At 55.1% G+C, this 19,025-nt stretch carries 20 protein-coding genes and 1 riboswitch; of the genes, 6 read left to right on the top strand and 14 right to left on the bottom strand.

Going from position 1 to position 19,025, the window contains the following annotated elements; all coding sequences use genetic code 11:
• Positions 1 to 3 precede the first annotated feature (3 nt).
• Positions 4 to 516 carry a molybdenum cofactor biosynthesis protein B gene (gene moaB, locus AAIE02_RS02375; RefSeq protein WP_498531903.1) on the bottom strand — a complete coding sequence of 171 codons (513 nt, stop codon included), beginning with the start codon at positions 514 to 516 and terminating at the stop codon, positions 4 to 6.
• A 24-nt stretch (positions 517 to 540) separates the two neighbouring features.
• Complete coding sequence (gene moaA / locus AAIE02_RS02370) at positions 541 to 1,563, bottom strand: GTP 3',8-cyclase MoaA (protein ID WP_498531902.1); 1,023 nt, start codon at positions 1,561 to 1,563, stop codon at positions 541 to 543.
• Positions 1,519 to 1,653: riboswitch (molybdenum cofactor riboswitch) on the bottom strand. It overlaps the preceding gene by 45 nt.
• 208 nt (positions 1,654 to 1,861) lie before the next feature.
• Here moaA and yvcK point away from each other — a divergent pair.
• Positions 1,862 to 2,770: a uridine diphosphate-N-acetylglucosamine-binding protein YvcK gene (yvcK, locus tag AAIE02_RS02365; RefSeq protein WP_498531901.1), complete on the top strand. Its 909-nt coding sequence runs from the start codon at positions 1,862 to 1,864 to the stop codon at positions 2,768 to 2,770.
• A 10-nt stretch (positions 2,771 to 2,780) separates the two neighbouring features.
• On the opposite strand, the gene uvrB is transcribed toward yvcK, so the two are convergent.
• On the bottom strand, positions 2,781 to 4,796 hold the full coding sequence (gene uvrB, locus AAIE02_RS02360; RefSeq protein WP_166995346.1) for an excinuclease ABC subunit UvrB: 2,016 nt from the start codon (positions 4,794 to 4,796) through the stop codon (positions 2,781 to 2,783).
• A 791-nt stretch (positions 4,797 to 5,587) separates the two neighbouring features.
• Here uvrB and AAIE02_RS02355 point away from each other — a divergent pair.
• Positions 5,588 to 6,298: an ABC transporter ATP-binding protein gene (locus tag AAIE02_RS02355; RefSeq protein WP_166995344.1), complete on the top strand. Its 711-nt coding sequence runs from the start codon at positions 5,588 to 5,590 to the stop codon at positions 6,296 to 6,298.
• A gap of 12 nt (positions 6,299 to 6,310) precedes the next feature.
• Here AAIE02_RS02355 and AAIE02_RS02350 read toward each other — a convergent pair whose 3' ends face one another.
• The 6 genes from AAIE02_RS02350 to bioB form a co-directional block, all read right to left on the bottom strand.
• Positions 6,311 to 6,829: a helix-turn-helix domain-containing protein gene (locus AAIE02_RS02350; protein ID WP_166995342.1), complete on the bottom strand. Its 519-nt coding sequence runs from the start codon at positions 6,827 to 6,829 to the stop codon at positions 6,311 to 6,313.
• A gap of 15 nt (positions 6,830 to 6,844) precedes the next feature.
• Positions 6,845 to 7,105, bottom strand: a complete 261-nt coding sequence (locus AAIE02_RS02345; protein WP_071530474.1) for a hypothetical protein — start codon at positions 7,103 to 7,105, stop codon at positions 6,845 to 6,847.
• 177 nt (positions 7,106 to 7,282) lie between these two features.
• Entirely contained in the window at positions 7,283 to 7,966 is a 684-nt protein-coding gene (gene bioD, locus AAIE02_RS02340) for a dethiobiotin synthase (protein WP_008456251.1), read from the bottom strand.
• Positions 7,959 to 8,717 carry a malonyl-ACP O-methyltransferase BioC gene (gene bioC, locus AAIE02_RS02335; RefSeq protein ID WP_166875736.1) on the bottom strand — a complete coding sequence of 253 codons (759 nt, stop codon included), beginning with the start codon at positions 8,715 to 8,717 and terminating at the stop codon, positions 7,959 to 7,961. Before bioC ends, bioD begins: the two co-directional genes overlap by 8 nt.
• Positions 8,701 to 9,852 carry an 8-amino-7-oxononanoate synthase gene (gene bioF / locus AAIE02_RS02330; RefSeq protein WP_498531900.1) on the bottom strand — a complete coding sequence of 384 codons (1,152 nt, stop codon included), beginning with the start codon at positions 9,850 to 9,852 and terminating at the stop codon, positions 8,701 to 8,703. Before bioF ends, bioC begins: the two co-directional genes overlap by 17 nt.
• Positions 9,849 to 10,889, bottom strand: coding sequence for a biotin synthase BioB (gene bioB / locus AAIE02_RS02325; protein WP_008456235.1), 1,041 nt, complete (start codon positions 10,887 to 10,889; stop codon positions 9,849 to 9,851). The genes bioF and bioB overlap by 4 nt, the downstream gene beginning before the upstream one ends.
• A gap of 89 nt (positions 10,890 to 10,978) precedes the next feature.
• Here bioB and bioA point away from each other — a divergent pair, with 89 nt between their 5' ends.
• From bioA to AAIE02_RS02310, 3 genes are all read left to right on the top strand, one after another.
• Positions 10,979 to 12,265: an adenosylmethionine--8-amino-7-oxononanoate transaminase gene (bioA, locus tag AAIE02_RS02320; protein ID WP_498531899.1), complete on the top strand. Its 1,287-nt coding sequence runs from the start codon at positions 10,979 to 10,981 to the stop codon at positions 12,263 to 12,265.
• A gap of 163 nt (positions 12,266 to 12,428) precedes the next feature.
• Positions 12,429 to 12,668: a hypothetical protein gene (locus tag AAIE02_RS02315; protein WP_498531898.1), complete on the top strand. Its 240-nt coding sequence runs from the start codon at positions 12,429 to 12,431 to the stop codon at positions 12,666 to 12,668.
• A 145-nt stretch (positions 12,669 to 12,813) separates the two neighbouring features.
• Complete coding sequence (locus tag AAIE02_RS02310) at positions 12,814 to 14,082, top strand: putative acyl-CoA thioester hydrolase (RefSeq protein WP_008456229.1); 1,269 nt, start codon at positions 12,814 to 12,816, stop codon at positions 14,080 to 14,082.
• Between the two features lie 56 nt (positions 14,083 to 14,138).
• On the opposite strand, the gene pgl is transcribed toward AAIE02_RS02310, so the two are convergent.
• Positions 14,139 to 15,137, bottom strand: a complete 999-nt coding sequence (gene pgl / locus AAIE02_RS02305) for a 6-phosphogluconolactonase (protein ID WP_498531897.1) — start codon at positions 15,135 to 15,137, stop codon at positions 14,139 to 14,141.
• Positions 15,138 to 15,265: 128 nt separating this feature from the next.
• On the opposite strand from pgl, the gene AAIE02_RS02300 reads away from it, so the two are divergent.
• Positions 15,266 to 16,096: a pyridoxal phosphatase gene (locus AAIE02_RS02300; protein WP_498531896.1), complete on the top strand. Its 831-nt coding sequence runs from the start codon at positions 15,266 to 15,268 to the stop codon at positions 16,094 to 16,096.
• Here AAIE02_RS02300 and modC read toward each other — a convergent pair whose 3' ends face one another.
• The 4 genes from modC to AAIE02_RS02280 all read right to left on the bottom strand — a co-directional run bounded on the left by modC (position 16,097) and on the right by AAIE02_RS02280 (position 18,960).
• A complete protein-coding gene (modC, locus tag AAIE02_RS02295; RefSeq protein WP_336709390.1) occupies positions 16,097 to 17,155 on the bottom strand; it encodes a molybdenum ABC transporter ATP-binding protein ModC in 1,059 nt (352 codons plus the stop codon).
• Entirely contained in the window at positions 17,155 to 17,847 is a 693-nt protein-coding gene (modB, locus tag AAIE02_RS02290) for a molybdate ABC transporter permease subunit (RefSeq protein WP_008456216.1), read from the bottom strand. The genes modC and modB overlap by 1 nt, the downstream gene beginning before the upstream one ends.
• Positions 17,844 to 18,620 carry a molybdate ABC transporter substrate-binding protein gene (gene modA, locus AAIE02_RS02285; RefSeq protein ID WP_166995326.1) on the bottom strand — a complete coding sequence of 259 codons (777 nt, stop codon included), beginning with the start codon at positions 18,618 to 18,620 and terminating at the stop codon, positions 17,844 to 17,846. The genes modB and modA overlap by 4 nt, the downstream gene beginning before the upstream one ends.
• Positions 18,621 to 18,807: 187 nt before the next feature.
• Positions 18,808 to 18,960: an AcrZ family multidrug efflux pump-associated protein gene (locus AAIE02_RS02280; RefSeq protein ID WP_008456213.1), complete on the bottom strand. Its 153-nt coding sequence runs from the start codon at positions 18,958 to 18,960 to the stop codon at positions 18,808 to 18,810.
• Positions 18,961 to 19,025: the final 65 nt, after the last annotated feature.

Genomic DNA, 19,025 nt, shown 5'->3' with positions numbered 1-19,025 from the left:
AACTTACTTCTTAATATGTGGGTGGAAATTGCACGGGCGCTGACGGGCATCCAGTTGAGGCTGAATGATATTTTCCCAGGCGGTTCGGCAGGCCTTCGTTGAGCCCGGCATGGCGAAAATCAGCGTTTTGTTCGCCATGCCCGCAACGGCGCGTGACTGCAGCGTAGAGGTGCCAATCTCTTCAAAGGAGAGCATACGAAACAGCTCGCCGAAACCTTCAACTTCCCGGTCAAACAGCGGGAGAAGCGCCTCCGGCGTCTGGTCTCCGTCGGTAAACCCGGTGCCGCCGTTGATCAACACCAGCTGAACCTGCTCATCGGCAATCCACTGCGAAACTGCGGCCCTGATGGCATAACGGTTTTCTTTGACGATAGCTTTGTCTACCACCTGATGCCCCGCTTCCGTGGCGACTTCACTCAGATAATGACCCGAAGTGTCGTCATCTTCACCACGACGGCTGGACACCGTCAAAATAGCAATACGTGCCGGGATAAACTCTGCGCTTACCTGACTCATCGATATTCTCCTTGTGGGCAGGCTCTAGCCGCCGATATACGACAGATTTTGGGTGATGCCGGTGTTACCGTCATGCAGGAAATGGGTTTGCTTTTTCTGCGCCAGCGCGGAAGAGATACGTCCCTCCAGTTCGCTTTGCTGGGCGTCATCCGCCAACAGATCCCGCAGCGCAATTCCCTGCTCGCCAAACAGGCAGAGGTGCAGGTTACCGACGGACGAAACTCGCAGCCGGTTGCAGCTGGCACAGAAATCTTTCTCATACGGCATGATGAGCCCGATTTCGCCTTTGTAGTCGGGATGGTAGAACACCTGGGCAGGGCCATCGCTGCGCTGACGCAATTGGTGAACCCAGCCTCGCTCAAGCAGCTGGTCGCGAATGGTTTTACCGGAAATATGGTGTTTGCGGAAAAGCGAGCCGCCGTCGCCGGTTTCCATCAGCTCAATAAAGCGGAGCTGGATGGGGCGGGGTTTGATCCAGGCAAGGAAGGTCTCGAGCTGATTGTGGTTTACGTCGCGCATCAGCACGGTGTTCACTTTTACTCGCTCAAACCCCGCGTTGAAAGCCGCGTCAATGCCATCCATCACCTGCCGAAATTTATCCTGGCCGGTAATGGCATGAAACTGACGAGCGTCCAGGCTGTCGACGCTAACGTTCAGGGCAGTCAGCCCCGCATCACGCCAGGCGTTAACATCCCGGGCCAGGCGATAGCCGTTGGTCGTCACCGCAAGCTGGCGAATAGACGTGTTTTCACGCACCGCGGCGATGATTTCGGTAAAGTCGCGGCGCAAAGAAGGTTCCCCGCCCGTCAGGCGCACCTTTTCGGTACCCAGAGCAGCAAAAGCCCGGGTAACGCGACGGATTTCATCGACGTTGAGGAAGCTTTTATTGGCCACGCCGTGCGGCTTATAGCCGTCGGGCAGGCAATAGCTGCAGCGAAAGTTGCAGACGTCGGTAATTGATAAGCGCAAGTAATAGAACTTACGCGCAAAAGCATCGGTAAGCTGGGACACTGAATACACCTTTCCAAATACGGGAGATGCAGTCATTTCTTCCTGCACCCTGGCAACCTCAGGGGCTGCGGCCAGGGCACCTTATCTTGTGACTTAGGTACCATGGCTTGAGTGTGTGTTACTGCGATAGTAGCGCGACATCTGGCTTCGCGCTATATCAGTTTTCGCTATATAAATCTATACATAACGAGATAATTGCTTAATTTCGCTACAGAGTACTTAAAAAGCTAACTTTTACTTTGATATGTATCATTATCCACAGAGCAAGAATCGTCTTTTTGGCGCTTTTACGCTACCTTAAGCGCCTGTATGCCTCTTAAGGATTATCTTTTCTATGCGTAATCGCACGCTTGCAGATCTTGATCGGGTTGTCGCGCTGGGCGGTGGGCACGGCCTGGGTCGCGTCATGTCATCCCTTTCATCCCTCGGCTCACGTTTAACCGGCATCGTCACCACCACCGACAACGGCGGCTCAACCGGACGTATTCGACGCTCTGAGGGCGGGATTGCCTGGGGAGATATGCGCAACTGCCTGAATCAGCTGATCACTGAACCAAGCGTGGCATCAACAATGTTTGAGTATCGTTTTGGCGGTAACGGCGAACTTTCAGGCCATAACCTCGGAAATCTAATGTTAAAGGCGCTGGATCACCTCAGCGTGCGCCCGCTGGAGGCAATCAATTTAATTCGCAACCTGCTAAAGGTCGATGCGCAGCTGATTCCGATGTCGGAGCATCCGATCGATTTAATGGCTACCGACGACCAGGGCAACGCCGTGTATGGCGAAGTGAGTATCGACCAGTTGCTCAATCCACCGCAGGATCTGGCGGTCTACCCGAAAGTCCCGGCCACGCGTGAAGCCTTAGAAGCCATCGCTGAAGCCGATTTAATTTTGATTGGCCCCGGCAGCTTTTACACCAGCCTGATGCCGATTTTGCTGCTTGAAGAGATGGATCAGGCGCTGCGCCGCACGCCAGCGCCGATGGTGTATATCGGCAACCTGGGCAAAGAGCTAAGCCCTGCCGCAGCCAGCCTTTCCCTGCGCCAAAAGCTTGAATTGATGGAACAGCATATCGGAAAACGCGTTATCGATGCCGTGCTGGTTGGCCCACACGTTGAGGCCAGCGAAGTGGGCGACAGGTTGGTTATTCAACAGCCGCTGGAAGCCAGTGACATTCGGTATCGCCACGACCGCCAGCTGCTGCGGGCAGCCCTCGAACAGGCCGTGCAGCAGCTCGGGTAAACCTCGCCGCTTATGAGGCGGCGATAAAGAGTTCGCGCAGCTTGTGAAGCTGGTCGCGAATCTGCGCCGCTTCTTCAAACTCCAGATTTTGCGCGTGTTCCAGCATATTCGCTTCAAGCTGATGAATTTTCTGCTGCAGCGCTTTCGGCGTCAGCACAACTTCATCATCTTCAATCACGCTGCGTGCTTTGGTTTTAACCCGCCCTTTGGTCTTCGCCATGCCTTCGCCAAGCTGCAGAACGTCCACGACTCGTTTGTTCAGGCCCTGCGGCGTAATGCCATTTTCTTCGTTGTAGCGCTGCTGCTTCTCACGGCGGCGTTCGGTTTCACCAATCGCTTTGGCCATTGACGGCGTGATTTTATCGCCGTAGAGAATCGCCTTACCGTTAACGTTACGCGCCGCACGGCCGATGGTCTGAATAAGCGAGCGCTCGGAACGCAGAAAACCTTCTTTGTCCGCATCCAGAATGGCAACCAGCGACACTTCCGGCATATCAAGACCTTCTCGCAGCAGGTTGATCCCCACCAGAACGTCAAATTCACCGAGGCGCAAATCACGGATAATCTCCATGCGTTCCACGGTGTCGATATCCGAGTGTAGGTAGCGTACGCGTTCACCATGCTCCTCTAAATATTCGGTCAGGTCTTCCGCCATCCGCTTGGTTAATGTCGTCACCAGCACGCGTTCATTGATGGCCACACGTTTACGAATTTCAGAAAGCAAATCGTCTACCTGCGTTGCCACCGGACGCACTTCAATCACCGGATCGAGCAGCCCCGTAGGACGAACAACCTGGTCAACGATGTCCTCGCCAGATTTTTCCAGCTCATAGTTGCCCGGCGTCGCTGAAACGTAGATGGTCTGCGGGGCCAGCGCTTCAAACTCTTCAAATTTTAACGGTCGGTTGTCCAGCGCCGACGGCAGGCGGAAGCCATATTCCACCAGCGTTTCTTTACGGGCGCGGTCGCCGCGATACATGCCGCCAATTTGCGGAATGGTGACGTGGGATTCATCCACCACCAGCAGGCCATCTGCCGGAAGATAGTCAAAAAGCGTTGGGGGCGGTTCGCCAGGCCCTCGCCCGGAGAGGAAGCGCGAGTAGTTTTCAATGCCCGAACAATAACCCAGCTCGTTCATCATCTCGAGATCAAACTGGGTACGCTGGGCAATACGCTGCTCTTCCAGCAGTTTATTATTTTCCAGCAGGAACTTGCGGCGCTCGGCCAGCTCAACTTTGATATCTTCCATCGCCTGCACAATACGCTCGCGCGGCGTAACGTAGTGCGATTTAGGGTAAATAGTAAAACGCTGAATAGTTTGATCGATTTGCCCGGTCAGTGGATCGAACAGCGACAGCCTCTCAACCTCTTCGTCGAACAACTCTACACGCAGCGCAAGATCGTCTGATTCAGCCGGGAAGATATCGACCACCTCCCCTCTTACGCGGAACGTACCGCGCTGGAATGCCTGATCGTTGCGGGTGTATTGTAACTCCGTAAGACGGCGCAGGATCGCCCGCTGATCGATGATCATACCCTTCGTCAGGTGAAGCATCATCTTCAGGTACAGGTCCGGGTCACCCAGACCGTAGATCGCCGACACGGATGCCACCACGATGACGTCCCGCCGCTCAAGCAACGCTTTGGTCGCCGACAGACGCATCTGCTCAATGTGTTCGTTCACCGACGCATCTTTTTCAATGAAGGTGTCCGAGCTTGGCACATAAGCTTCAGGCTGATAGTAATCGTAGTAAGAGACAAAAAACTCAACGGCGTTGTCCGGGAAGAACTCTTTCATTTCACCGTAAAGCTGCGCCGCCAGCGTTTTATTTGGCGCCAGTACCATCGTGGGGCGCTGAAGGTCGGCTATCACGTTTGCTACCGTGAAGGTTTTACCCGATCCCGTTACGCCCAGCAGCGTCTGGTGCGCCAGCCCGTTTTCAAGCCCGTCTTTCAGGCGAAGGATTGCTTCAGGCTGGTCGCCAGAAGGTTTAAATGCGGAATTCAGTTTGAACGCTTTACTCATGAACGGGCTACCTGATGAAGAAACGAGCGGGCCGGAGAGTAATTTTACCCGGCAGCAGGATTTTTGCCAGTATAAAAACTGTATAAAACACCAGTTCTCATTTTTACTACGCCTGCTAACGACTGCTTTTTGCCACTTTGTTTGCCCAGAATTTGCCCCTTCACCAGATAAATCTCCAGCCACGACCGGTTATCCCCAAATTTTTTCGCCTTTTAACATTTGTCAAGGGAGGTAAGGATACCTCGGGCCGAATGTTTGACAGTTTTATTGCAACTGTTGCTTTTATTTAACAACTTGAATTCAAATGAATATTTCACAAAGACCGGTTTCGCGCCAATTTGGCCGCAGGCCGCGCCCGCTCTCGCTTTCGTCAAGTTTTCTAACTCTAATGCACAAGGTTATCCACAGGAATGGTGGATAACTGCAGCAAGCCCTTTTGCTTAGCCACTCGGAAAAATCCCTGATCTTCCTGTGCCAGGGGCGAAAAAAAAATTTCGCTAATTTTTTTGCTTTTATTCATTCGATTTCGCTATACCCGGCCATATTGAGCAAGATCCCGAAATCGAGATATATCCTGAGGTTAAAAGGCATTTTATTGCACCAAATTCGTACTTTTTAGCACCCGTCGAGTGCAGCGAGATCTCATCTTGCGCATCGGCTTTATCCTTTCAGGAAACCGATACTCAGTTTTATCCTGAATAGCGTGATGCTTTCAGGCATTATCACCAAGCTGGCAAGCTAATTGCAGCATATCCAGGAGGGAAACGACTCCCCAACCCAGGAGATGAGCCATGCTTAGCTTACGTGCTGTTAATCAGTTTTACGGTGACCACCACATACTGTGGAACCTCGACCTCGAGCTGACCCCGGGAGAATGCACCTGCGTGCTTGGCGCGCCAGGGCAGGGCAAAACCACGCTCGTAAACTGCATTACCGGCTATTTGCCAGTACAAAGCGGCAGTATGCTGTGGCAACAGGCGGGACAGCCGCCTGAAGACCTGGTGAATAAACCCGTGGAGCGCAGAACTGCGCTTGGAATCGGCTACGTTCCCCAGGACAGGCGCATCTTCTCCCAGCTTAGCGTTGAGGAAAATCTTCAGATAGCGATGATGGCGGGACATCATCGACCCCGGGTCATTCCTGCGCTGATTGATGACCTTTTTCCCGAGCTCTATAGCCTTCGGCAGGTAAAAAGCGGCGAACTTAGCGGGGATATGCAGCAACAGTTAGCGCTTGCCCGGGCACTGGTTTTAGAGCCCAGATTGCTGATACTGGATGAACCCACTCTCGGCGGAGGGCACCGCTTTATCACAGAAATGGGCAACCTCATCCGGCGCTTAAACCGCGACTTCGGCCTGACCATTTTACTGGTCGAACAGCGGCTGACTTTTATACGCCGGGTTGCAGACAAGTTTTGCCTGTTGCATAAAGGCCGAAATGTCGCGCAAGGGAATGTCTCCCAGCTGGACGACAAGCTCGTGGCGGGCTGGTTAGATCCCTGAACGCAGTCCCTACTACAAATTTTTCAATTTTTCCTGAAAAACCGGGTTGAGCTCCGTCATCGCCCGATGCAGGTTGCACTGCCGCGTCACTTTCGCGATATCCAGCAAAGGCGAAGGTATGGACTTCACGCCAGAGCTGTTCATCCAGCGTAAAACCGCGTCGAGATTCCATAGTGCAGTTTTCCCGTCATGTACCGGCGCTGGAAACGCCTCCCGGGAAACCATAACTTTGCGAATATACTGCCGGGACACGCCTAGCAGTTCCGCTACGTCACTCAATCCCACTAAATCAGGGGCAGCTTCAACCAATAACGCGCCTTGAATAATGCCTGAAACGTCCTTCAGCGCGCTCAGTAAGGCTTCTTCTGCTGTGTCGGCCTCGCGGATGAAATTCAGAGCAATACGCCCCGTCACACCGATGCCAACGAGGGCATCATCACACCCTCCTGCGCCCAGCGCAGCAATCCACTTCTCCGGATCTTTTTTCCCTTCTGGTAGAGTAAAAACAAGCGTGAACGTGTATTCCGCCATGGAGCCTTCTCCTTGTTAATGCAGGACGCTACGTGATGCCCTATTGGCGCATCCATCCACAAGCCTGCGAATTTGTCTGGCATGGTTCTCTGCGTTGCGAGGCGTGCTCCAGACACAGCTGATACAAAACTCGCCGCACCGGCATGTTTTATCGTTCCAGGGGCAATACATTTTTCCCCAGCAATGCGAACCGCCCTCTTTGACCCGCCAACCCTGGCATTCTGCGTAGCTTAATGCCGCCTCTATCTCTTTTTGCGGGTGCCGTTTTCTGGCCATATCTCCTCCGGCTAAAAAAGCATCTCATAAAAGGTTGTCATATGACAACTCAAAGTATGAAATACTCTATAGACGTTGCAGCCTGGAATGAATCTTTGTCAGTGGGGAAAAGGTTAAAGCGGGAGCCAGCCCGAGGCTTTGCTGCGGGCCTGGCTTTTGTTGCAGTCGCCTTGCGGCTTAGATCGTAATAACGGAGAGATCGAGGTAGTGACCAAGCTCGGTTTGATCGCTGATACCCTTAAGCCAGGGAATTTCCCCCAACAGCGGGGCCGGCAGCCGCTGTTTGAGCGTGGCAAGATATTCCGCATGCCTTTTTCCTGCGGGTTGAACACCGTTTGCTACCCAGCCCGCCAGCGGTAAACCAGCGGCCAGCACCGCCTGTACCGTGAGCATTGCATGATTAATGCAGCCAAGTTTCACGCCCACCACTAAAATAACCGGCAGTTGCTCGCTGATGGCCCATTCGGCAAATGTCGTGGTGTCAGACAGCGGGGTAAACCAGCCTCCAGCCCCTTCAACCTGAACCCAGTCGGCTTTTCCGGTAAGATTCTTTAGACCTTCAGACATAGCAGAAAAAGTAATGGGGCGCTGCTCTTCAGCACTAATGATGTGCGGGGAGGTCGGCTCAAGAAAAGCCAACGGATTGATCTCCTCATACGGCAATTTAACCGAACTATTGCGCTGCAGCGCTAACGCATCACTGTTGCGAATGCCTTCAGGGGTCATTTCACTGCCAGAGGCCACAGGCTTATAGCCCACAGAGCGATACCCCGCAGTATTCGCCGCCTGAAGCAGCGCGCAGCTGGCGATGGTCTTCCCAACTTCAGTGTCGGTGCCGGTCACAAACCATTTTTTAATCACGTTCAATTACTCCAAAAATTATCTGCCAGCTAAGAGAGAACTGCCCGTCTTGCCGGGGCCACGCTTCGCTGAGCCGCTGCAGTTGCCCACGCGTCAGCAGAGTGTTTTTGCGGCCATCGTGCAGGTGTGTTGCCCCAACGCCTTTTAGCGAACGCATGGCGCTCATGACGTCAGGAAAACGCTGGCTGACGGTGCGGCTGGTTAATACGTAACGCCATGGGCGACACGCCTGGTCAATTTCGGCCAGGGATAAAAACTGGTTGGCATGCGCCCGTTCGTCTACCCCGCGCCAGGCCTCGTGCAGTTCAGGCAGTGAACCTGCCGCAAGCGTGCTGAACGCAATGCATCCACCCGGTTTCGTCACGCGATAAAGCTCGGATAAGCCTTGCTGCAGATCGCTGCACCACTGAACGGCAAGATTACTCCAGGCCAGATCCACCTGGTCATCCGCCAGCGGAATAGACTCGATATCCCCCTCAAGAAAGCGATGCGCCGACTGGGTTTGCTGGCACCGCTCAAGCATCGCTTTCGAGATGTCCAGCGCCAGCACTTCGCTTCCTTTGTCCCGCCAAATTCGGCTGTACCAGCCGGTACCGCAGCCTGCATCCAGCACGCTTACGGCACGGCGGTTTTCCAGCTCGGCCAGCAGGTTATCACCGCAGATACGCTGCAGCTCGGCGAAACGCTCGTAGCTGCCTGCCGCCCGGCTAAACGCTGCCGCGACGGCGGCTTTATCAACAAGCTGCGTCATAAAGCGCCTCCAGCAATGCGTCTATGTCGCCAGAAGTATGCGCGGCCGTAAGGGTGATGCGCAGGCGGGCGCTGCCGGGGGGAACGGTAGGCGGGCGAATGGCTGTTAACCAGAAGCCCCGCTCTTTCAGGCGGGAGGCGAGATCCAGCGTGCGCTGATTCTCCCCCACAATCAGAGGTTGTATCGCGCTACCTGAATCCGCCAGATTCAGCGAGAGTCGGGCAGCACCCTGCCGAAAACGCAGAATATTTTCAGCAAGCCTTGCTCTGTACTCATCGCCATGCTGAACCACCTTTAACGCGGCCTGAAGCGACACGGCCTGCGCCGGTGGCATCGCGGTGCTGTATATCAAGTGGCGGGCAAACTGCAGCAGGTAAGTTGCAACGTCTTCGTCGCACAATACCGCCGCACCGCTGCCGCCAAACGCTTTGCCAAAGGTGACGACAAGAATATCCGGTTTGATTTTTTGCCGATAGCAACTGCCACGCCCCTCTTTGCCGAGGACACCAATACCGTGCGCGTCGTCGACCATTAGCCAACCGTCTGCTTGTCTTGTTGCCTGTGCTATTTCAGCCAGCGGCGCGCTGTCCCCGTCCATGCTGAATATGCCTTCGGTCAGGACAAGCCGTTCACCTTCATGCGGTTTACCGAGCTGCGTGGCAAGGGCCTGAACGTCGTTGTGATGAAATCTGCGTAGCTGAGCCGGACTTTGCATCGCCGCTTCCATCATTGAGGCATGGCAAAGTTTATCGGCGATAAGTGTGTCCGTTTTTTGCGCCAGCGCGGAGATCACCGCCTGGTTTGCGCTGTAGCCGGAGATAAACAACAGCGCTCGCTCAAAGCCGAGCCAATCCGCCAGCTGTTCCTCAAACGCCTGATGTGCACGGCTATACCCCGTGACGTGACCAGACCCGCCGCTGCCAACGCCGAACTGCGTCGCGCCTTTTTGCCAGGCCTCCGTAATCTGCGGGTGATGACTCAGTCCCAGATAATCGTTGCTGGAAAAATTCAAATATTCCCGACCGTTGGCCGAAAAAATACGCCCGTTACCGAGCGTATTGGCCTGTCGGGTGCGAAGGCTGGCGCTGGTCCGCCGTTCGCTTAAAGCCCCGGAGATTCGCTGTGGCCAGCTCATACCGCCGCCGCGTTGTAGTAATTGTCGGTATCGGCGTTCAGGATCTGCCCGGCGAGCTGCTCCTGCTGTTCGTTGTCACCCATTTCGGTGGTGGTTTGCTGCGGATTAAGCCCCAGCTTGCGGAACAGCTGCAGATCTTTGTCCTCTTCTGGGTTCGGCGTCGTCAGCAGTTTGCAGCCGTAGAAAATAGAGTTTGCACCGGCCATAAAACACATTGCCTGCGTCTGCTCGCTCATCTGCTCGCGGCCTGCGGAAAGGCGCACGTAGGAGGTTGGCATCATGATCCGGGCCACCGCGATGGTACGAATAAAATCAAAGGCATCCACGTCTTCGTTATCCGCCAGAGGCGTGCCTTTCACTTTCACCAGCATGTTGATAGGGACGCTTTCTGGTGGCGTTGGCAAATTCGCTAATTGCAGCAGCAGTCCGGCGCGGTCGGTGACGGTTTCACCCAGGCCGACAATCCCACCGGAGCAAACTTTGATCCCTGCATCACGAACTTTATCCAGCGTGTCCAGACGTTCCTGATAGGTTCGGGTCGTGATGATGTTGCCGTAAAATTCCGGGGAGGTGTCCAGATTGTGGTTGTAATAGTCCAGCCCAGCGGAGGCCAGGCGCTGCGCCTGTTCATTGGTTAACGTACCGAGCGTCATACAGGTTTCCAGCCCCATAGCGCGAACGCCCTGCACCATCTGCTCAAGGTAAGGCATATCGCGCTCATGCGGGTTCTTCCAGGCGGCCCCCATACAAAAACGTGTCGAACCTGCGTTTTTAGCCTTGCGGGCGGAGTCCAGCACCTGCTCAACTTCCATCAGGCGTTCAGACTCCAGGCCTGTTTTATATCTGGCGCTTTGTGGGCAATATTTACAGTCTTCCGGGCAAGCACCGGTTTTTATAGACAGCAAGGTGCTGACCTGTACCTGTCGGGGATCGAAATGCTGGCGATGCGTCTGCTGCGCTTCAAACAACAGATCCAACAAAGGTTTTTGAAATAAAGCAGTGACCTGCGACATTGTCCAGCGTGCGTGGTGAGCCATGGGGCCTCTCCAAAAGGGGTGTTATGGGAATTCGATTGACGTTATACTCGTAAACCTAAATGTTTTTCAAATGGTTTACAAGTCACCCTATGACCCCTGATGATTTAGCGTTCGACCAGCGACATATCTGGCACCCGTACACCTCGATGAGCCAGCCGCTCCCGGTTTATCCCGTTGTGGCCGCGGCGGGCTGTGAGCTGCAGTTGGCTGACGGACGCATGCTCGTCGACGGCATGTCCTCCTGGTGGGCGGCTATTCATGGCTACAACCACCCGCGACTGAATCAGGCCATGAAGCGCCAGATTGATAGCATGTCACACGTGATGTTCGGTGGTATTACGCACCCACCTGCCGTTGAGCTGTGCCGCAATCTGGTCGCGATGACACCTGCCCTGCTGGAATGCGTGTTTCTGGCGGACTCCGGTTCCGTCGCCGTTGAGGTCGCCATGAAAATGGCGCTGCAGTACTGGCACGCCAGGGGACAGCCTCGCCAGCGTTTTCTGACCTTCCGCAATGGCTATCACGGCGATACGTTTGGTGCGATGTCAGTCTGCGATCCTGATAACTCGATGCACAGCCTGTGGCAGGGCTATTTGCCTGAGCATCTTTTTGCCCCTGCTCCGCAGTGCGGCTTTGGTGATGAATGGAACGAGATGGATATCGTGCCGTTTGCCCGCCTGATGGCTGCTCATCGCGAAGAGATTGCCGCCGTTATTCTGGAGCCTGTCGTCCAGGGCGCGGGGGGCATGCGTTTTTACCACCCTGAATGGCTGCGCCGCCTCCGCCGCATGTGCGACCGGGAGGGGATTCTGCTGATCGCCGACGAGATCGCGACAGGTTTTGGCCGCACCGGGAAACTGTTTGCCTGCGACCACGCGGATATTTCACCGGATATCATGTGTCTCGGCAAAGCGCTAACCGGCGGCACAATGACGCTCTCCGCAACACTTGCCACCCGCCATGTCGCAGAAACCATCAGCGAGGGTGAAGCCGGCTGTTTTATGCACGGCCCTACTTTTATGGGGAACCCGCTCGCCTGCGCGGTTGCCAGTGAAAGCCTGGCGCTCCTGGCGGAAGGAGACTGGCGGCAGCAGGTTCTGGCGATTGAGCAGCAGCTTCGGGAAGGTTTGCTGCCGCTGACGGCGAACGAAAACGTAGCCGACGTGCGCGTACTGGGTGCTATTGGCGTGGTGGAAACACGCCGGCCTGTAGATATGGCCGCTTTGCAGCGTTTCTTTGTCGAACAGGGCGTGTGGATCCGGCCGTTTGGCCGCCTGATCTACCTGATGCCGCCTTATATCATCGGCCCTGAACAGCTGGATAAATTAATTGTGGCCGTCGCGCAGGCGGTAAAAAATCCTGAGTTTTTCCACTAGTTTCTGTTTCAACCGGGTCGGTATCGCTTGCCGGCCTGGTCTGCCCTTCCGCTAATCGATTTCTGGAATGAATTTACTCAAATAAATCCAGTTAAGTTATTAATCCCTTCCCGTCTCGCTGCCGATTAACCTTTCACCAGATTCACATCACAGAGAGACAGAAATGAAGAGAACCGTTGTACTCAGCTTCTGCCTGATGGCAGGCAACGCCCTGGCCGATACCGGCTCGCCCCAGCTAAAGGCGGAGACACAGTCAGTGATTCGCCAGGCGGGTTATCAGTGCGATACCGTGAACAGCGTGTACCCCGCCGCATTCGGAGGTTCACTTACGGTCTCCTGCGATGATGACCACAAATATGTTATTCGCAAAAAAAACGGTCAGTACGAAGTAGAAAAAGAATAACAAATCGCTTTTTCATCGCCGAAAAATACCCTCACCCCCCTTTCTGAAGCCGATTTGCACAAATCGGCTTCCCGTTTCGCTCAACTTAGTATAAAAAGCAGGTTTTGAAATAACCCTCTATTCCACCGTACAGCAAGGAGCAACCTTGAACACATTATCGGTTTCTCGTCGCGCCGCAGCCCTGGCTTTCGCCGTGGCGCTGAGTGCATGTAGCTCAACCCCACCCCAGGACAAACCGTCTACTCAGGTGGCGCCGGGAACCCAGTCCCGCCCGATCCTGGCGGCTGACGAAGCACAGAATTTTGTGGCAGCGCGCTACTTCACCGCGATGAACCCAAATGAAGCCCCATGGACGCCGTCCTCGATTCGCACGCCTCAGCAGCCTGATTTCGTGGTTGGCCCTGCCGGTACGCCTGGCGTCACCCACACGTCAGTCCAGGCCGCGGTGGACGCTGCTATTATCAAGCACAGCAGCTCTCGCCTGTATATCGCCATCATGCCGGGTCAATATGAAGGTACGGTGTATATTCCTGCGGCTTCCGGTAGCGTGACGCTGTACGGTACTTCCGGCAACGCAGATGATGTCAAAATCGGCCTGACGCTGGACTCTGAAATCGACCCGACAACCTGGCGTCGCACCGTTAACCCGGGCGGGAAATACATGCCAGGGAAACCCGCCTGGTACATGTTCGATAACTGCCAGAGCCGCCGCGGCGCGACCGTGGGCGTGATGTGTTCCGCTGCCGTTTGGTCACAGAATAATGGCCTGCAGCTCCAGAACCTGACCATCCAGAACACCCTGGGTGACAGCGTGGACGCCGGCAATCACCAGGCCGTGGCGCTGCGCAGCGATGGCGATAAAGTACAGCTGAATAACGTTCACCTGCTGGGCCGCCAGAACACCTTCTTCGTCACCAACAGCGATGTTCAGAACCGCATGTTGACCAATCGTCAGCCGCGTACGCTGGTAACCAACAGCTACATTGAAGGTGATGTGGATGTGGTCGCAGGCCGCGGTGCCGTGGTGTTTGATAACACTGATTTCCGCCTGGTGAACAGCCGCACCAAAGAAGGTTCCGTGTTCGCACCAGCCACGCTGCCAAACATCTACTACGGCTTCCTGGCAATCAACAGCCGCTTCACCGCAGCCGGTGACGCTCAGTTGGGTCGCTCATGGGATTTAGGCCAGGCCGCAAATGGCCAGGTTGTAATCCGCGACAGCGTGATCAACGAAGGTTTCAACACGGCTAAACCGTGGGGCGATGCGCTGGAGTCCAAGCGTCCGTTCGCGGGCAACATTGGCACCAAAGACGATAAAGGCGCGATCAAACGCGATCTGAATGACCCGAGCTTCAACCGCATGTGGGAGTTCAATAATCGTGGTGTAGGCAGCCCGGTCGTCGAAGAGAAGTAATTTTTAGTTCAGTAAGAAAAAACCTCGCCGCGGCGAGGTTTTTTTATGGCTGACAATCAGTGCGCGTTAATCACAACCCACATTGGGCCCTGCCCGACGGCGTAGCGGCCTTTTTCTTCCAGCAGCCCCTGCTCGCCGTTAATTTTGTACACGGCGGCATGATGGGATTTCTGCCCAACGGCAACCAGGTACTTACCGCTGTGGTCAACGTTGAAGCCGCGAGGCTGCTCTTCCGTAGGCTGGTAGCCTTCGATATTCAGCACGCTGCCATCTTCGGAAACGCTGAAGACGGTAATGATGCTGGCGGTGCGGTCACAGGCATAAAGATGGCGACCGTCCGGGGTGATGTGGATATCGGCAGCCCAGCGGGTACCGGTGAAACCAGGCGGCATAAAGTCCAGCGTCTGCACGCATTCAATTTTACCGTGCGGGTCGCGCAGTTCCCAGACATCAACGGTGCTGTTCAGCTCGTTCACGCAATACACATACTGCTGTTTCGGGTGAAATGCCATGTGGCGCGGGCCTGCGCCCTCAACCGTCGTGACCTCAGCAGGCGTTTGCGCCACCAGCTTGCCGTCATCGGACAGCGTGAACAGGCAGATACGATCCTGCTTCAGCGCAGGCGTCCAGAGCGTGCGGTTATCCGGGGAAATATTCGCCGAGTGGCAGCCGTCCAGCCCTTCAACCACATCGACGGTTTCGCCCGGCAGGCCATCGTTTTCAAGGCTAATCACCGCCACGTTTGCCGCGTTGTATGACGCGCTGAACAGGAAGCGGCCTTTGCGATCGGTAGAAATGTGGGTTGGGCTGCCCGGCAGAGGTGCCACGCCAGCTTCTGTCAGAGAGCCATCATCCGGCGTAATGCGGTAAGCCACTACGCGAAACTCGGGGCGCACGCCAACGTAAAGGAAGCGTTTATCCGGGCTGATAACCATCGGCTGAACTTGCCCTGGGGCATCAACCACCTGCACAAGGGTCATTTCACCGCTGGCATGCAGCGTCCAGACGTGGATCTGCTGGCTTTCCGGGCTGGCGGTATAAACTGTCTGTTTCATGACTTTACTTTCCTCCTGACGTCGTAAGTAAGCATCATAAGGCCGGCTCACGGCGCGAGCTATTTTGCGCTATAGCGTGAGCGGTGTACCATCGGAACGAACCTTATGAATAATGACTGGAACCCTAAATGAGTTATCGCGTAATTGCTCTCGATCTCGATGGCACCCTACTGACCCCGCAAAAAACCATTCTCCCGGAGTCCATTACGGCCCTTCAGCAAGCTCGCGAAGCGGGCGTGAAAGTGGTTATCGTAACGGGTCGCCATCATGTCGCCATACATCCTTTTTATCAGGCACTGGCTTTGGATACACCTGCAATTTGCTGCAATGGCACTTATTTGTATGATTATCATGCAAAAAAGGTTCTGGCGTCCGATCCTCTTCGCCCGGAGCAGGCCGCACAAATGGTGGATTTACTGGCCGCTCACCGGGTACATGGCCTGATGTACGTCGACGATGCGATGCTTTATCTCGAAAGCTCAGAACACGTCAAAGCCCACGTCGCCCGCACCCAGACCTGGGCGCAATCATTACCTGAACAGCAGCGGCCGGTTTTCCGTAGCGTGCCTTCACTCAAAGAGGCGGCTCAGGATGTGGAGGCTATCTGGAAATTCGCCCTGACGGATTCAGATATTCCTAAGCTCAAGCAGTTTACCGTTGAGGTAGAGCGCGAACTGGCTCTCTCCTGCGAGTGGTCGTGGCACGATCAGGTTGACGTCGCCCAGCGAGGCAACAGTAAAGGCGCCCGTCTGGCTCAGTGGGTAGCGTCTCAGGGTCTGGCCATGGATCAGGTGATTGCGTTCGGTGACAACTACAACGATCTGAGCATGCTGGAAAGCGCCGGGATGGGTGTGTCCATGGGCAATGCTGACGACGCAATTAAATCCCGCGCCGATATGACTATCGGCACGAATCTGGAAACCGGAATCGCCGAAACGCTTTATAAGTACGTGCTGTAATCAGGTTGCGATCGACACGCTTTTCACTTGCGCATACAGCCACTGGCCGGGTTTTACCGCCAGTTCGTCCCGGGCCCAGGGGCTGATGCGCGCCCACAGCGTGCGGGAGCCCACTTCGAGCTGAACCTCCACCTGCCCTTCGTCGTCAAAGCACTGGGCAACCCTTGCCCGCAGCACGTTACGAATACTACTGTTAACCGGCGGCTGAAGCACCAGCGAGACGTCAGAAGCCTGGATGCGAATGCGCAGTGGGGCCTGCACCGGTTTGTCGATTTTGTTCACCCACAGGTGCTGATCGCCAAGCGCCAGCGCCGTCATAGCGTAATGAGGATGATGCTCAAGCACGGTCACTTTCAGCACGCTGCTTTGCTGCTCTTTAGGCAGCCACGGATGCATCACGCTGCTGCCCCAAACCTCTTCAAGGTTACCAAACGCTTTAACATTTCCCGCATCCAGCACCAGCACTTTATCCGCCAGATGTAAGATTTCCTCCAGCGAGTGGCTCACGTACAGCATGGGAATATTGATCTCGCGGGCGAGCCGCTGGAGATAAGGCAACAATTCACGTTTACGGGGAATATCCAGAGAGGCTAGCGGCTCGTCCAGCAGCAGCAGTTCCGGCGCGGTCAGAAGTGCCCGTCCAATGGCAACACGCTGCTTTTCACCGCCGGAAAGGCTCCAGGGAAAACGCTCCAGCAACTCTTCGATGCCGAGCAATGCCACCAGCTTATCAAACTGGCCGGCCATGCTTTTTGCCATGCCGTATTTTAAATTGCCGCGAACTCGGTAGTGCGGGAACAGGCGCGCATCCTGGAAGACATAGCCCACCCGGCGTTTTTCCGGCGGCAGATAAAGCTGTTTTTCGGCATCGCTCAGAACGCGATCGTTCAGCACGATACGCCCCTTCTCCGGCTTAGTCAGGCCGCTAATCGCATTGATTAATGAGGTTTTCCCTGCCCCAGAAACGCCAAAAACAGCCGTGATGCCCTGGCCCGGCAGGGTTTCGTTGATTTCCAGCCGGTGCGTACCCAGCGTCTGAACGAAGTTAAGTTCCAGCATCAGTTTGCCCCCATACGCTTGCGGCTGACTCTCGCCAGCCATTCGGCCACCAGCAGCGAGGCCATCGCCAGCGCGATAGCAATCAGGCACAAACGTGCGGCGGCGCTTTCTCCGCCGGGGGTTTGAATCAGGGTATACATGGCCGAAGGCAGCGTTCGGGTTTCACCGGGAATGTTGGACACAAAAGTAATTGTCGCGCCAAACTCGCCCAGCGAGCGGGCAAAGGCCAGCACGGTACCCGCAATAATACCCGGCAACGTTAACGGCAAAGTAATGGTGCAAAAGACACGCCAGCGCCCTGCGCCCAGCGTTCTGGCGGCCTGCTCAAGACGGAGATCAACCCCTTCCAGCGCAAGGCGGATTGCCCTGACCATCAGCGGGAAAGACATAACCGCCGCCGCCAGCACCGCCCCTCGCCAGCTAAAGGCGAAGGTAATGCCAAACCAGTCATACAGCCAGGCACCAATAAAACCGCGGCGGCCAAAAGCCACCAAGAGCAAATAGCCCACCACCACCGGCGGCAGGACTAAGGGAAGATGAATCAGGCTATCGAGCAAGGCTTTGCCCGGGAAGCGGCAACGAACCAGCACCCAGGCAAAGAAGATCCCGACAGGAAGGCTGAAGAGTACCGCAATAGATGAGACTTTTAGGCTTAGCAGTACCGCCTGCCACTCGGGATCGCTCAATATCATTGTTTCGTCGTAAATCCGTATTTTTGGAAGACTTTCGCCGCTTCCGGTCCTTTCAGATAGCTATAGAACGCGGTCACTGACGGGTTATCGTGGCCTTTCACAATCGCAATCGGGTATTCCACTTTCTTGTGGGAATCTTCCGGGAAGGTGCCCACGACTTTTACGCCTTTTCCAGCGACGGCGTCAGAACCGTAAACGATGCCCAGCGGCGCTTCGTCGCGCTCAACCAGCGCCAGCGCACCACGGACATCTTCCGCCGGAGCAAGTTTACTGGATAAACTGTCCCATGCGCCCAGCTTTTGCAGCGCCTCTTTGGCGTAAATCCCCGCAGGAACATGATCGGGATCGCCCACGGCCAGACGGCCACCTTTCAGCAGCGATGCCCAGTCGGTTTTCGCATCAATGGTGATGTCGCCCTGCTTGCTGGCGGTTGGCGCGACGACAACCAGGCTGTTACCCAGTAGCGTTTCGCGAGTGTCCGTTTTGATGGTGTCTTTCTCAACAGCATAATCCATCCATTTCTGATCGGCAGAAATAAACAGATCTGCCGGCGCCCCCGCTTCAATCTGGCGAGCGAGCGTGGAAGAAGAGGCAAAAGAAGAAGCAATCTCAACTTTCTTCTCTTTCTGATATTGCGTGGCAATATCCTGCATCGCATTGGTTAACGACGCCGCCGCAAAGACGGTAATTTTACTACTTTCAGCCAGTGCCTGGCCTGCCAGAGAAACAGATAATGCCGCACCCAGGGCGAGGCGAACCCAACGTTGATTCATGTTTTCACTCCGTTTGTTTCGTTATGTAACGTGAAATATAACGATTGCAATGCGGAAGATACAGAATTTATCGGCAGAAAGAAGAAGGGCTTTAAAGTTCTTGACGGAGATCAACGGAAAGAGCGTATGTAGAGGGCACTAAGGCGGCAGAAAGAGAAAACCCGGCAAATGCCGGGCCTTCAGGGAATCAGTGATGCTGTTTCGGCTGTTGGTCGCGATGACCGACTTTTGAAAAGACGTTAAACACTTCACCCAATCCGTAGATGAGACCGAGGATCACTGCCATCACAACCGGCACCATGACCACGGCAAACACCAGGCTTTTCAATAACTCGAACATAGTTGCCTCCGGCAAAAGCGAGAGTGATTATTCTAGCGTCAGTTGAGAAAAACGCACTCTCCTTT

The sequence above is a fragment of the Cedecea sp. Ae19-4 genome (assembly GCF_059801165.1).
This window is presented reverse-complemented; position numbering and strand designations above follow the sequence as displayed.